Source organism: Bradyrhizobium sp. 35, assembly GCF_023073215.1.
Lineage (GTDB): Bacteria > Pseudomonadota > Alphaproteobacteria > Rhizobiales > Xanthobacteraceae > Bradyrhizobium > Bradyrhizobium canariense_D.
Genome location: NZ_JADPJC010000010.1, coordinates 1 through 14,588, shown reverse-complemented (window position 1 = coordinate 14,588; position 14,588 = coordinate 1). Strand labels below are relative to the sequence as shown.

The 14,588-nt window shown below is 60.3% G+C and carries 12 protein-coding genes; 7 read left to right on the top strand and 5 right to left on the bottom strand.

Features of this window, described 5'->3' with window-relative positions; genetic code table 11:
• Positions 1–5: 5 nt before the first annotated feature.
• On the top strand, positions 6–782 hold the full coding sequence (locus tag IVB36_RS00700) for a protein phosphatase 2C domain-containing protein (RefSeq protein ID WP_085348552.1): 777 nt from the start codon (positions 6–8) through the stop codon (positions 780–782).
• On the top strand, positions 779–2,587 hold the full coding sequence (locus IVB36_RS00695) for a serine/threonine-protein kinase (RefSeq protein WP_085348553.1): 1,809 nt from the start codon (positions 779–781) through the stop codon (positions 2,585–2,587). Before IVB36_RS00700 ends, IVB36_RS00695 begins: the two co-directional genes overlap by 4 nt.
• Before the next feature lie 9 nt (positions 2,588–2,596).
• On the opposite strand, the gene IVB36_RS00690 is transcribed toward IVB36_RS00695, so the two are convergent.
• Together IVB36_RS00690 and IVB36_RS00685 are read right to left on the bottom strand one after the other, a co-directional pair.
• Complete coding sequence (locus IVB36_RS00690) at positions 2,597–3,580, bottom strand: DUF4424 domain-containing protein (RefSeq protein ID WP_018457622.1); 984 nt, start codon at positions 3,578–3,580, stop codon at positions 2,597–2,599.
• 98 nt (positions 3,581–3,678) lie between these two features.
• Complete coding sequence (locus IVB36_RS00685) at positions 3,679–4,239, bottom strand: hypothetical protein (RefSeq protein WP_247390347.1); 561 nt, start codon at positions 4,237–4,239, stop codon at positions 3,679–3,681.
• Between IVB36_RS00685 and IVB36_RS00680 the strand changes: the two genes are divergently transcribed.
• From IVB36_RS00680 to IVB36_RS00670, 3 genes are read left to right on the top strand one after another with little or no spacing between them, the layout of a single operon-like run.
• Positions 4,121–5,848: a hypothetical protein gene (locus IVB36_RS00680; RefSeq protein ID WP_247390232.1), complete on the top strand. Its 1,728-nt coding sequence runs from the start codon at positions 4,121–4,123 to the stop codon at positions 5,846–5,848. The two genes, IVB36_RS00685 and IVB36_RS00680, sit on opposite strands and share 119 nt — an antisense overlap.
• Positions 5,849–5,905: 57 nt before the next feature.
• On the top strand, positions 5,906–7,684 hold the full coding sequence (locus tag IVB36_RS00675) for a caspase family protein (protein WP_039800154.1): 1,779 nt from the start codon (positions 5,906–5,908) through the stop codon (positions 7,682–7,684).
• Positions 7,685–7,702: 18 nt separating this feature from the next.
• On the top strand, positions 7,703–8,350 hold the full coding sequence (locus tag IVB36_RS00670; protein ID WP_247390231.1) for a DUF4384 domain-containing protein: 648 nt from the start codon (positions 7,703–7,705) through the stop codon (positions 8,348–8,350).
• 18 nt (positions 8,351–8,368) lie between these two features.
• Here the strand turns inward: IVB36_RS00670 and IVB36_RS00665 are convergent, their stop codons facing one another.
• Positions 8,369–9,355, bottom strand: coding sequence for a hypothetical protein (locus IVB36_RS00665; protein ID WP_026233408.1), 987 nt, complete (start codon positions 9,353–9,355; stop codon positions 8,369–8,371).
• 154 nt (positions 9,356–9,509) lie between these two features.
• A complete protein-coding gene (locus tag IVB36_RS00660; protein ID WP_247368062.1) occupies positions 9,510–11,354 on the bottom strand; it encodes a caspase family protein in 1,845 nt (614 codons plus the stop codon).
• Between the two features lie 863 nt (positions 11,355–12,217).
• On the opposite strand from IVB36_RS00660, the gene IVB36_RS00655 reads away from it, so the two are divergent.
• Together IVB36_RS00655 and IVB36_RS00650 are read left to right on the top strand one after the other, a co-directional pair.
• Positions 12,218–12,622 (top strand): hypothetical protein, encoded by a 405-nt coding sequence (locus tag IVB36_RS00655; RefSeq protein WP_240543159.1) that lies wholly within the window; start codon positions 12,218–12,220, stop codon positions 12,620–12,622.
• Positions 12,623–13,266: 644 nt separating this feature from the next.
• Positions 13,267–14,226, top strand: coding sequence for an OmpA family protein (locus IVB36_RS00650; protein ID WP_018457614.1), 960 nt, complete (start codon positions 13,267–13,269; stop codon positions 14,224–14,226).
• A gap of 79 nt (positions 14,227–14,305) precedes the next feature.
• Here IVB36_RS00650 and IVB36_RS00645 read toward each other — a convergent pair.
• Positions 14,306–14,588: hypothetical protein (locus IVB36_RS00645; protein WP_247390230.1), on the bottom strand; the 283-nt coding region annotated here is incomplete at its 5' end.

Sequence of the window (14,588 nt, the reverse complement as noted above, 5' to 3'; positions counted from 1 at the left end):
GCGCGATGGTGCATATTCCGTCCTTGTTCGATGTTGGCAGCGTCACCCATGCCGGACGCGTGCGGGAGCGGAACGAGGATTCATGTTTGGTACGAACCGACGTTGGTCTGTGGGCGGTCGCCGACGGCATGGGGGGGCACGAGGCCGGTGATCTCGCCAGTCGCATCGTAGTGCAGTCGCTCGACGCTATCGCTACACCAGAATCAGCCGCAGACCTGCTGGCGGAATGCGAGGAGCGGCTTTTCAGCGCAAACCAGCAGATACTGGCGCTTAGTCATGAACGACAGGGTGCCACCGTCGGGACCACAGCGGCGGTTCTGCTCGTTCGCGATAACTACTATGCCTGCATATGGGCGGGTGACAGCCGGGTCTACCTTATTAGTCGCGGCGCAATTCGCCAGGTCTCGCATGATCACAGCGAACTGGAGGAGCTGATCGCAAAAGGTGCGCTGTCGCGCGAAGACGTGAATGATTGGCCGAGCAATGCCATTACGCGTGCCGTCGGTGTCGCCGATGATCCGGAATTCGAGGTGGTGACAGGCCCGGCCGAGCCAGAAGATATCTTCGTGATCTGCAGCGATGGCCTGACCAGGCACGTGCAGGACGACGAGATCCTGCAGCACGCGGCTACGCGACGCGCCCAGGCGGCTTGCGATGACATGCTCGCGCTGGCTCTTGATCGTGGCGGGCTTGACAATTTGACGATTGTGATCGTGCGACTACTGACGCCACGATCTCAGGGGACGACAAGATCTCCGCTCAATCGGGAGCCGCAACCATGAGTCCGAGCGATCCGTTCCGATCGTCCTATCACGGCGTGCCGCCCGGCACCCGTCTCAATGGCATTTACGAGGTCGAAGCGGTGATCGGCGCGGGCGGCATGGGTGAGGTCTACAAATGCCGTGAGATCCAGACTGGATCGCCTATTGCGGTGAAAATGCTACTGCCCGACGTGGTTGATAACGAGGCCGCGCTCGCGCTGTTCCGTCGAGAGGCCGCGGCACTCCACAATCTTCCGCACGACGCGATCGTTCGCTACTTCCTGTTTACCGTCGAGCCGGTGCTGCAGCGACCTTATCTCGCGATGGAGTTCGTGAATGGCCGCTCGCTCTCGAACATGCTCGATGATGGGCCGTTGACCTTCGAGGCGCTGATCCGGCTGAGGCAGCGTGTCGCATTGGGACTGGAGGCCGCACATGAGCACGGCATCATCCATCGCGACGTGTCTCCGGACAACATCATCATTCCGCTCGACGACGTCAGTCGGGCCAAGATCATCGACTTCGGCATCGCTCGGTCGACCCAAATGGGCGACAAAACCATCATCGGCTCGGGCTTCGCCGGCAAGGACAACTACGCATCGCCGGAGCAAGTAGGGTTGTACGGCAATGACGTGACTGCGAAATCCGATGTCTACAGCCTCGGTCTTGTGCTGTTCCATGCGCTGACCGGACAGAAACTCGACATGGGCGGCAGCCAATTTCAACTGGTGGAGAAGCGCCGGCGTGTGCCCGATCTCGGTGGTGTGGATATGCGCATCCGACCTTTGCTGGAGCGGATGCTGCAGCCTGATCCGGCATTGCGCCCCACTATGGGGGAGGTCGCCAGCTGGACGCCAACCGGTTCCGCCCAGACGCCGGCCGCGCCGTTATATGGCTTCGATCCGCTGCGGCGGCCGGAAAGCGCGTCGCCGGCGCCGCAGGACAGGATGCCGGAGATCGCGCGGAGTCCGCGCCGCCTCTGGCTGGGGGCGGGCGCCGCGGCATTGTTGCTGCTGGTCGGCGGTGGTGGATATGCCTTCTACAAGCTGGTTTGGTCAGCGCCAGGCACCGCGGTCTTGTCGCCACCCCCGAAACTCGCCGGAGCAATGGCGCCGCCGAAGGTCGAGCCCGCTGGACCACAGCCCGGACGCCAAGAGCCGGAGAAGTTGCCCGCGCAGCCGACGGCGACGCAGTCTCCGGCACTCGATGGGCCAGGGCGCGCCGAGCGCATCCGCAAATACGTGGCCCAATATTCCGGCGGTGACTGCTTCTTCGTGTTGCCGATTGCCGTGAGCCCAAATGCCGCTGTCATCGAAGGGTTCGGTGCCTCGACCGTCCCATTCGACACGTTCGACAAGGCGTTTCGGCGTGAGCAGGGTTTCGAGGCTTCGATCGGCGTCAGGCAAGTGACCCAGGCGCAATGCCCAGCCGTCAAGTTCTTGAGTCAGGTCGGGAGCGATCAGGCGCGAATGCCACGCATCACCTTGTCAGCGACAGAGCTGAAGGGCGGTGAAACCCTCAATGGGACCATCGAGAACTTTGCCAACCGCGTGGTGGAGCTCCTGATGGTATCTGATCGCGGCGAAGTTCAGAGCCTGTCTTATCTTCTGAAGCCGGGCATCGACTCACTTTCGTTTACGCTCCCGACAGCGCGCGCGAGCGGTCCGCAACTGCTATTGGTCGTGGCGGTCCCGCAGGTTCTCGACTCGTTGCGCCAGCCGCGACCGATCGCCGCCGACACGTTCTTCCTGCAGGCGCTAAGCGAGGCTCAGCGCAATAAGATGACCGTCATCGCGGCCGTGCGCTACGTGCTGCTCACCAATTGACCGGCACGCTCAGAATGTTCCGATCACCAGAATTTTTAGGTCGGCATCCGGCTTGAAGTCGCTTGCCGTATATTCAAGCGTGTTTCCAGTAGCGGACGATGCCTTTAGCCGCCCAGGACAGAAGCTCACCAAGCGGTCGCTGCCGCCTGGGTCGATAGTCAGCTTGAATGACCGGATCGGCCCAGCCCAATTCGCGCCGGTCTTGAGCACGTACGATATGCGCCGCTCCTGGAGATTTGCGCCGTTGGTCTGGTTATTGCCCGTGCGCTTGTCGAGCTCGGCAAGGAACGTATCCTGGATGCAGTATTCTTTCCGGTAACGCGCAACTTCCTGACCGAGTGCGCTGCTGCGGCGCAGGCTCGAGCGCAGAATGGTGTCAGGACTGGAGCCGACGCTCGGCCGGTACTGGTGTTCGACCGTGACGCTGCGCACGGGCGGAAACAACTGCTGGCGCACAGCCGAGGTCTTGACGGTCCACCCCGGCGCATATTGCTGGCGACCGTTGTCGCTCATTCCGGCAGGCATCAGAAGTCCGTCGTCCACAAGCCGGGTCCGGGTCGCCGCGGGCAGGTCGGTCACCCGGATCTCGCGGCCACCAATCGGCAGCAGCGGCAACTTGAGTTCGCGGAGCAGGGCACTGACATCCCTGTTGCCAACCATGGCGCGCTGATCGACGGTCAGCGGCGCCGGGTTGCCATCGACCTTGGTCTCGAATTCGACGAAGTTGATCGGATCACTTGACGGCAATGCAACATTCTCAGCCTCCGACAGGTCGATGTCGGGCAGCGGAAAGGCAACATTAAGCGTGACCGGCTTGGCGGTGAGGTTCGCGAATTGGTAGCGAACGCTGATTCTGTCGAGCGTGATACGAAGGTTCTCGCTCTCCATGGCCACGTCATTGGTGCGTACGAACTGGAGCCCACCGATCGACAATTCCGCAGCCGAGTCGTTGGCGCGTGCCGGCCAGCCTGTCGCAACGAGCAGCGCGACCATCAGGGCCGGTATAAGGAACGACAGTCGGGCGGAGGGTTCGTTCGGCAAGCTAGTCTGTATGCGGCGTCGCAGCATTTGCCGGCTCCATCCGATGCGGGTCAATCGATCGGTTGATAAAGATCGCCCCATTCGGGCTTCCAGACCCCGTCTGGATCGCACACCACGAGCGCGAGCTTGACGTCGTTAGCCAGCCGGATCGCGCCGCGAAAAGCATCCTGAGCCGGCAATTGCGCGCTGACTTGGTCGGTGGTCAGCCGCCCTTGGCTCGCGGCGGCAGGCAGCACGATCGCTCCGGAGGCACCGTCACTGTCGCGTTTCAGGAGCAGCGTGACCGCGTCGGGCTGGACTTCGTTCACTTGCTCAAATCTATTCCGGGCCATGGTTTTCCTCGGCAAGCTGAAGAAATTTCGGACTATCACCGTCCAGTGATAGAATTGAACGCGATTGAGATTGCTCACCACTAATTGACGCGCGGCATCAACGGCATCTCGGATTAGTCGATCCGACGCGGCGATCGGTTCGGGGTACATTGAGGCGAATATGCTTCGTCCAAAACATTGGATCTGGGTCTTCGTCGTTAGCGCGGGCATTTTCGGAACCAAGGCGCACGCCGACGATACTGTCGTACGCAGCTTTACCGGCGGTTCGGCTGCTTCCATGGTCGGCATAGTCCCGGCCAGCGAGGACGTGGAACTCGCGGGACCGCAAGCACTCAGCGCCGACGGGAAGGGCAACCTGTTTTTGCTCGATCAGATCAACGGTCGCATCATCCAGTTTGACCCGAAACAGCCAAACTCCGATCCCAACGTCCTCAAGATGCCGAAAGACGTCCAGCCGACCGATCTCGTCGTCCATGACGACGACATAATGGTTTGGGACGGTGGCGTACGGACGCTGAAGGCGGCGCCGGGGCAATCCACGCGCGGACTCGGCGGTGACGTGATCCAGCTTGAGGAGGTCTCGAGCCGTGGGGCAGACGACCAGGTTGCCGTCTCCGCTTTCGCCCAGATGGGATCGCAGGCACCCGGCAGCGCGGCGGACCTGCTCGATCAGAACACCCGCGCGGCCATCATCAGGACGACCCGGCAGCCTGACCGGCAATACGTGGCTTCTCGAAGCAAGGGCTCGGTGATCGCCGACATCATTCCGGACAAGGGCAATGCCAGCGTCCGGGTCGAGATCCAGACCATGGTCACCAACGAAACCATCGGCCAACTCGGCCTGCGCGTGCGCAACCAGCTCGGCACGGTGGAGTTTCTCGAGATCGACAACAGCGACCGCTTCTACGTGCTGGCCGAGGACGTTCCGCCATCAGGAAAGAACGCCTCCACGTTCGTCGCACGCTATGCGGCGAACGGGCGTCTCGAGGGAATCTATGAGCTTCCTCTGGAAAATACGCCGCTGACCAGACGGTTCGTCACGGTGTCGGGCAGTGGCGATGTCTATTTCCTGCGAACCAAGCCGGACGGTATCGAAGTGATTGGCGTCGGGTTCCGACCTCTGACCAATGCCTCGATTATCGACGTGCGGCCGTCGCGAACGACGACGGCGCCGGCACCACAATCCGGCGTCAAATTTGACGCTTCGGCCGCCGTGAGGCCGTCCAATCGCCAGCAGGCGATCGAGACCGCGTTTGCGTTCGAGGGTATCCAGTGGAAGCTGACGCAGGCGAACTACGGCAACGATCCCGACAGCCAATGCAGCGGCTTCAGCCGTGTTCGTCGGCCGTGGTATCTGCAGGGAAAAGTGAACCAGGAGGTGCGCGGCGTACCGTATTGCTGGGGCTGCCACGGTTCGCTCGCGAACTTCCGGCAGCGGATCGAGAGCGGAACGCTGGCTGGCAATGTGTGCACCCGCAATGCGCCACGGCCCGATGTGGCGGGCGTCGACTGTTCGGCATTCGTCAGCGCCGCGTGGGGGCTCTCCGTCCACTATACGACTGCAGCTATCCCCGCGATCGCTGCGCCCGTGGCAAATCCTTGGGACCTGAGGCCCGGCGATGCGCTGAACAAGCCAGGCTCGCACGTGATGCTGTTCCTGCGGTTCACGCCTGATCGCAAGGCCGAGGTGATGGAATCCTCGACCGGTGGCTGCAACGGCCGCGTCTGTCGCAACGTCTATCCCTTGGCGAGCTTGCTCGCGCGCGGCTATGTTCCGGTCCGCTTTCGGGCGTTCGCGGATGATCAGACGACGGTTTCAGCGGGCGCCTATCAGGAGCAGACTGAACAACCGCCGGCGGGCCGCAAAACGGCAGGCAAAAGGCGCTGAACCCAGTGTGTCGCCAGAGCTACAAAATGGGTAGGCATGATGTCGAGGTGGATCACGATGCGGATGCCCAGAGGACTTGACTGCGGGATAGGGCGGCTGTGCGCCACCATCGGGCTCGCCGCGTTGATCGGACTGACAATCCCGCGGGCGCATGCGGCAGGAGATTTGTCGCTCAGCAATCCAGATGGGGCGGCGGTGCGTGCGCTCGTGATCGGGATCGACGACTACCAGCACGTGCGCAAATTGAAGGGTGCGGTCGCTGACGCTACGGACATCGTGACCAGCCTTAAATCCATGGGGGTTGGCGACGTCGTCGAACTGACTAACGCGCAGGCCGACAGGGCAGGCGTCCTGCGCGAGATCAGTGCACTGGTGGAGCGGACCAAGAACAACGACCTCATCTTTCTGTCGATCGCCGGCCATGGCACCCAGGAGCCGGAGCGCGTCAAGGGCGCGGAGCCGGACGGGATGGAGAACGTGTTCCTGCTGCCAGGCTTTGAAACCACGCCAACCGGGTCCGTTGAGCGGGTTCTGGGCAGCGAGTTCAACCATTTCATACGGCAGTTCGAGCTGCGCGGAGCGAGGGTGATCTTCGTGGCTGACACCTGCCACGGTGGCGGTATGGTGCGCGACATCGATCCGCGTGCCGCTGAGATGAGCTTCCGGCAGGTCCCGCGCTACACGTTGCTGGTCGACGAACTGAAGCCGGTGTCGGACAGCAACGATCCGAAGTCTGAACTTGACCTTGACCACACGGCGTTTCTGGCCGCGGTGGACCGCTACACCAAAGCGCCGGAAGTCCGCATTCCTGGCATCGATGGCCTACGCGGGGCTCTCAGCTATGCGGTCGCGCGTGCGGTCGAAGGTAGCGCGGACATCAATCACGATGGGAAGGTGACGCTTAAGGAGCTTTTCAGCAACGTTCGGCAGGTGGTCTATCAGCTCTCGGACCAGCGCCAGAACATCGTGACTGTATCATCGCCAGCTCAGACGCCGGATACCGACGTCGCCTTCGGATTGACGCGCGGTGTCGTGCTGATTCAGGGGCCGGCCGCGAGAGCGGCCTCGGGTCAGGCCGGAGCCGGGGTGCCCGTCGATGGACAGGCGCCCGCACCGTCGGCTGTCACGGCCAAGGCTCCAACCATTCCGACCCTTGCGGGGGCGGCCAAGGAACTTCCGATCGCCGGCGCGCCGGGGCCTCTACGCCTCGTTGCACCAATCCGGCTGGCGGCGCTGGACGGCAAGACTAGCTATTTTGTCAGCGTGAAGCCAAAAGATGTTTCCGTGCAGGCTGTTCAACCGACGGACAATCCCGACCTGATATGGGATCCTGTGTCGCACGACGTGATCGCTTGGGGTGATGTGGTCGCCTACGGGATGGACGTTGCCAGCCTGCCGACGGTGATTGATAGGACTGCGGCAATTCGTGAACTCAAGCGCATTGCGACACGGTCGCCGCAGGTGATGCGTATTTGGCCAGACGATCGCCAACAACGTGCTGGCCAGACCATCGAAGTTGACTTGTCTGATGTGGCATCAAGGGCGGTGCTGCTGTTCAATGTGTCCGGCGATGGCACCATCCAATTGTTGTATCCGGTGGGTGCTGATGCGGCGTTGGCCAGATCGGCGAGTTTGCGCCTACCGCTCAGGGTCGGCGAGCCGTTCGGTGCGGAACAGATCGTTGCGGTGACTTCGCAGCAACGCATGGTCGAGCTTGAGACAGCCCTAGTGCAGTTCAACCGGCGTCGCGCCTCGGGGCAGGTGATCAAGAGTCTCGAGCGTTACTTGCCCGCGGACGCGCGAATCGCCTCGATCGGCTTCTTCAGTGCTCCCTGACTCTTAGGGGAGCACGCCATGCCGTCATCGCAGTCGATCCGCCGCAAGCGAGCATGGTTCGCATTCCTGCTGCTACAGGCGGGCAGCGGACCTGCGTCCGCAGCACCGTTGCCGACGGGGGCGTTGCATATCGGCACGACGTACGTACCTTGGCTTTGGCCCGCACAAGCGGTGCGCAGGCAGACCAATACCGCGAGTGTGTCCCTTCAGATCCTGCCGAGCCAGACCGTCAACGTCGGCGCCAAGGTCTCGTTCGGCGTCACCGCCAGGAGGCCTGGATATCTCATTCTGGTTGACGTCGACTCGGAAGGGCGGATGTCCCAGATCTTTCCGACCCCCGAGCTATTGGCGCAGTCGAACGAACGCGACATTAATCTCGTCAAGCCGGGTGTCGAATTTGTCGTCCCTGCTCCGGCGGCGCGGCAGCGTGGTTTTGAATATGTCGTCGCACCGCCGACGGGGTCCGCAATGATGATCGCCATCCTGAGCGAGCTGCGCGTGCAATTGCTCGATTTGCCGGACATGCCTCGCAAGCTGGAAGGTCAGGCGGACGCGTTGAGCTACCTATCGGCCTGGACCAGTGAGCTGCGCGTGCCGGACAACAGCAGCGGAAAGCTCGTGACGAACAATTGGTCGTTCGACGTCAAATCCTATTCCATCAAGTGAGTCCTGTGAGGCTTGGGGCTATAGCTTGCTCAGTCGGCTGAAGAAGCCACCGCGGGCGATCATGTAATGAATGTCCTTTGGAAAGGGAAAAGCACTGCGAATGTTGGAAATCGCGTGCTGGAGGAATTCCCCGTCCAGCGGCGCAGGCTTATGCCGCGGTTGGTCCGCGACCTGCGGTATCATGAAGCGATCCACGAAAGCCGCGTCAAGATCGTTGACCCTGACCATCTGTCCAAATGCCGGGAACAGGTCGTAATGACCCAAGCTTACGTTGAGATTCTTGAGGGCAGGGCGCTGAGGCTGGGTTTGATTGCCATCGGCCGTCGCCAGCCCGCGCCCGATCAGGTCCAGCTTCACCGATTGCGGGAGAGTTGACGGACCATACACGATCTCGAGGGCGTGGCCGCTCTGCCCAGATAGCCACTGGTACCAAAAGGTCGCATCGTCGGGCCGCGCATTGGCACCGTAAAGGCAATCAAATCCCCAACAAGCCGTCAGCTTCCCCTGATACTTTCCGAGGCTCCCGACGAGATTGCGCATGCCGTTACCACCGCCGGAGTGGCATGCGATGATGAGCTTGCCGATCTGGAGCTGAGGAATGGACGTCGAGGAGATACCCAGGAACCTGGCCAGAGCTCCAAGGATCTCCTCGAGATAGCGTTCACCCCAGTTCGCGGTGGCCAGGTCGGACACGCTGTAGTTTCCGGCAAAGGTGTTGCCCACAGCGTATTCGTAGCCCAGGAACGGCGCGATGAGCACCACGTCCTTGCCGGAATCCCGCACCTGTTCGCGCAGCCGCGCTGGATCGTTGTGGAAAAGGAATTCATGGTTTTTGACGTAGAAGCCGTGAAGCCAGATCACGACATCGAATTTGGTGGCGGCTGTTGGGTGCTTTGGCGGAAGATAAACCGCCGTTGGTTTCATGCCGGGCGCCTGCCGCTTCGTGAAGAGCGTCACCCCAGGAAAGGCGTTGGCGTCCTTTTGCTCAAGCTCACACGCAACCACGCAGGTCGCTCCGATTCGGCCACATCAGGCTTGGCACTTGGTCGACCTGACGTTAGCTCGGCCACTCGTCATGCTTGCGATCCCAAATCCACCGGGCCTCGCACCGTGGCAACTCGGCGCCGTGCCAGCGCGCAGTTGTGTAGGAGCGGTGAGGCTAGTGGCATACCTCGACATTGGCCTCGTTGCCTGGCCCGCCACCGCCGCGATATTCGAGATGGCAGCCGCGCTGGACCGGACGGCAGCTGCTGGCGTTGCATATGATCTGAGGACTGACCGTCGCATGGCCCACCGCAGCGCCATAGCCGCCTGCGCTCGCCTGCGCCCGCTGACGCAATGGCCGATCCTGCCGCTGACTGTCATTGCTCTTGGCGGCATTGGCGGGCCTGGCGCGCTGTTTCTCGCATTCATTGTCGTCGTTGAGGAACGAGCCCCTTGCACAGGAGATTCTGCTGCAGTGGTCGCCGTCAGCCTTGTAGCCATGATCACAGATCAGGGGACAGACCCGGGACGGCTTGAGCTTGATTGCGTCAAGCGCGTCGAGACTTGCGAGCTTGGCGTCAAATTTGGTTCCGGCGTGCTGGTTGAAGAGAGCCAAGGAGCGCTGGGAGGCCGCATTCCATCGGCCATCTACGCTACCGGTGAAGCAGCCGACGCGGTTCAATTCGCTTTGTACGGATTTGGTAATATCGGCTTTTGCGATATCGGTCTGGCGCGGCTCGGCGCTGAGTGCGGCAAGCTTTGGCGGCGTATTGTCGTCAGCCAGCGCAGCGACTGTAGGATTGTCCGCGAAGGCACTCCCAACAGCCGGCTTATTCCCGGAGAGAGCCGCAACGATTGTAGATTCGGACGCAATTCGTTTCCGTTCTGCCTCGGTGGCCTGCTCCTGCGCGGCCTGTTTCGCCTTCTCGGCGGCAATTCGGGCGTCTTCCGCAGCCTTCAGATCCGCGGCCGCCTTCTCTTGGTCGGCACGCTGGGCGCCCTGCGACATCAGCCGAGTTTTCTGCTGTTCCGCCTGCTGCGCCTTCGCTGTTGCCGCGACGCGTGCGTCCTCAGCATCGAGCTGATTAAGCTGCAGCTTGGCAAGATTTGCGTAGTATCCGTCCGGATGCTGGTTCAGGAACGCGTCCAGAGCGGGCTTGTTGCGTAGTTGCAAGGCCAATTCGTAATCACGACGAATTTCTGCCTGGGGGTTGGCTGCTTGCACCGGCTCATCAGCCTTGGCAGCGGGAACAAGTGCAACGTCTTCGCCGCCCAGCGAGCCGTAGACATAGGGCTCCTGTCGGTTGCCGGTGGCTTGCAAGACATCATCGCGGACGAAGCCGAAGGCCCTACGCAAGTCGAGCCCCGGCTTTGCGATGTACTTTACGAGAGCCGTCGCATACGGACTATTCTTGCTGTTGCCATCGAGTGCGGTTAGTCCGGCTTTCGCGGCAAACGCGATCAGCGTGTTGGAGACGGCGGGTTCGACCCTGGCCAGCCCGCGGCTGATTGATCGAGAGGCAACTGTACGCTTCATCGAATCGGCAAACGGATTGTTGCGGCACGCGTCGACGATCACCACGCGCAACTGTCTCGCAGGCTCGATTGCCAGCAGGACGCGGTCGAGTGAGAATGCTTCGTCATAAATATCAGTGTCACGTTCGAGTCTGGCGTCGGTCGGGATCAGATAGTTTGTCCCGTCGATCTCGATGCCGTGGCCAGCATAGTACACCAGGGCTATGTCCGCATTGCGCGCCTGATCGGCGAATTCTCTCAGGGCCCGCCGCATATCGGTCGCGGCGAGGTTGAGCCTTGAGTCAACCACATCGAAACCTGCGCCCTTCAAGGTTTCAGTGATGGCGGCAGCGTCGTTGGCCGGGTTTGGGAGCAGAGGGGCATTCTGATAGTTGGCATTGCCAACCACCAAAGCCACGCGCTTTGTCGCCCAGGCTGGCTGGGCTGCCAGTAACAGCGAAGCGGCAAGAAGAAGCAAAACTCGAAGGTGCCTGTATAACCTCATGGCGAACACCCAACCTATGCTCATCGAATGATAACGTCGCGAAGATGGCCGCGTAAGGCATGATTACTGAATTCACACGCCACTGGCCGCTGGCCTATCTCCGTACAGTACCAGTTTCGAGCCCGATCCATTCCTATGTGTTGTCTGGCACTGCGCTCGCGTTCAAACGGCACGGAAGAAATCGCGGGCCGGCGCTGTGTGCCGTTTCATGTGGATGATGGGCACCCGCCAGTATCGATGTCTCGCGCTGGCGAATTAAGCTTTTGAAATTATAGGATTATTGCACTTAAGGCGTGTTCGCGGCAGCGCAGCAGAGCCTCTGGCTTGGTTCAAACGAAGATTCCGCGGTCGGCAGATCGAGGGGACGTGAAGTCCAGGACGCCGGCTTGCGGGTCAATCTCTCGATTACAGCTTGCGCGGAGGTCAGGAGCCCGTCAGTTCGGCTTTCCATGTTCCCCGGTGCTCGATCTTCAGGTTCCTGCCGGACGCTCGCCCCGGAAACTGCTCCTTCGCAATGCGGGAACCAGTCTCCGAGTCGCGAAGGCGGGCCTTTGGTCTACCAGTCGATCGCGTCGGTGGCCGCTACCGGAAGTCGTCAGTGCGCAAGTCGCCAGCCGACTTAATCAGAAAGCCCTGAATATAAGCCGCTCTATTTCGAACGATAGCGTACGGAGATACAATCGCAATTCCGAACTTTGGAGAAGTTGATGCCCATTCCGTTGAGGATTTACATCACGCCATTTGCCGAGAGAGGGAGCGTTGAGCCCGGGCAATGGAGCAGCGAGACAGCCAAGAAGGCGCTCGACGTGGTCAATACGATCTGGTCAAAGGCCAAGATCGCGTTCGTGATCAGCGATTGCTTGATGGAGAAGCCGCTCGACATGGCAAAGAGCGCGCGCAGCAATGACCAGCGATTGCTGGGTGTTCTTGCCTCTCGGCACGATCCGGACAATGCCGTCCACATCTACCTCGTCAATTCGATTGAAAATCTGGCCGCCGGTGGAAGCTCATACCCCAATAGCCAACCGGAGCCGGCAAGCTTCGTCCAATGGTATGGCAATGACCACGCCAATGGACGCGCCTGGGCTCACGAGCTCGGCCATCTAATGAGCCTCGATCACGTCGAGATCGACTATTCCAATGAGAAGCAGGCGGCGCGGCGTGTCAAGAACCTCATGACGATAGGATTGAGCGTCGGTTCTGACCTGACGGGCCAGCAGATTGATGCAGCCAAGGGTTCAAAGCTGGTCAAGCGATTTGGCGGATAAGTCCGTGGCCGGCCGCAGAATTTGTCAGCTCCGTCGTTCTGCACGTTGCGCGCCTTCGTTCCTATTCGCGAGATCCTCGTCGCTCCAATCCAGGCGTTCGGCGCAAGAGTCCATGATTGCGATCACGCTGGTAACCACTTCTCCCGCTTTGGGAAAAGCCATCCGCAATTAATATGCAAATGACCCCAACGATGAGATCACCAACGACCATGTCAAGTGCTTCCGGGATATTGCAGCTGCGCCAGACGACGCTTACCGTTTCGCTCTATTTTTGATGGGCGATCAGGCAGACGCAGAACAAGCCGGCAAACGTACTATCCAGATGCACTGCCGATTTAACGTGGTTGGGTAGCGGCCCTCCAAGTCTAGGGCGATCGCGCAAAGTCGTCGTGCTGTACGAATTCCAGGGCCCGTCCTATCGCGACTCTCTTATATCGTAGCTGCTCCGATCGCGACAGTGATGTCGCGTATTGCACAAGCGCATACTCCTTCGGTGCCAGATCGAAATGGGAGCAAGATCACAACCTTCGTTGCAGCTGTCGATTTGAACTTCTCTTTTCCTGCCTGCACTAAAACAAGGTGGTCCTGCGGCCGTCCGGACGATCACCGACGAGTTCCTATTTGTCGATTGCAGGTCGAAGAGAATGTTCCACAAAACCGGTCCGGGCAAGGTTGACGTCGATCTGGATTTTTCGGGAGTGGGGGTTTTGCACGCGCGGCTTTGGAATTTCGATTTCGATGACTTTGCCGGCTACCAGTTTCGGGGCTTGAAGACAGAGCACTTCGAATTTCTCAAGAACAAGGTGGTTCCCCTGGTGGAGCACGACGCTGGTCAGATCTGGATGACGGGATCCGCGAGCCGGATCGGTACGGCTGATTGGAATATGACGACATCAGCCAACCGCGTCATTACGGTCGCGCGGTCTCTGTCAGAGATGGGCATCCGCCCGGAGCAAATGCAGACGCACGCCATCGGCAATACGCAGACGGCAAATCACAGGCTGGACGAAGACAACGATAGATCAGTGGTCCTTTGGGTTCTGCCTAAGGTCTATTTCGAACCGATCATAAAGCCAGACTTGCCCCGACCCGTTCCGCCGAAGCCAAAGGTCAGTCGAAATTTCAAGATAGCCATGCTGCTTGAGGTCGACGGTTCGATCTCGTTTGCAGCGAGAGCGGCCATCAAGCGCATCGTCAAGGGCAGGGCCGGAGCCGGGATTGCGTTTGCCAGCGCGTTGTTCTCCATATGGGACACGGAAAACAATTTGAAGTGCACCTACGTCTATGCGGCGGTCGGCCTAGGCTTCGGCTTGACCCTTCCGAAGACCGGCGGCAGATCGGGGACTCTGCATGGCCCCTGGAATTCGTTTACGACCGAAAAGCCCATCTCCTGTTCGCAGTTCGGCAAGTCAATGCGCTTTACGACTATCGGGATAGGGGACTTAAGCAAGAACTGGATCTTGCTGGAAACGCCCAGAGGAGTGAAGGACGTCTACTTGAGCATCAGCACGGGCACGACCATCGGCGGCGGCGCGTCGACCTACCCAGCCCATTTGAGCGCTTTCGTCCCGCTAGAGCGACCGAAGCCGTTTGGCGGGCCTTGAGTGAATCGGCTCATCATAATCTTTAGCCGGCGTCGGCGAGGGGAGCTCCGGGTTGACCCGCCGTGGTGATCTTAATGGGTCAAAAAACGCCGAAAATGTCAGAATAGCCTTTGAAGACACTACAGTATTTCGAGACTTCCAAGCTGAATACGAGGGTTCGATTCCCTTCACCCGCTCCATCCCAACAATTGATGCATCGTAAGCGCGAATTTCCCTGCACCTTTTGCTTTTGAGTGCTCTGATGCATGAGGTGTCCACCAAAATAGGTGGACACCTTGTGATGGCAGACGATGATCAGAAACTGCGGGTCAGGCTTGTTGGTCGGAACGGTCGCCGGCGCTACGAGGCGGCATCGAAGGAGC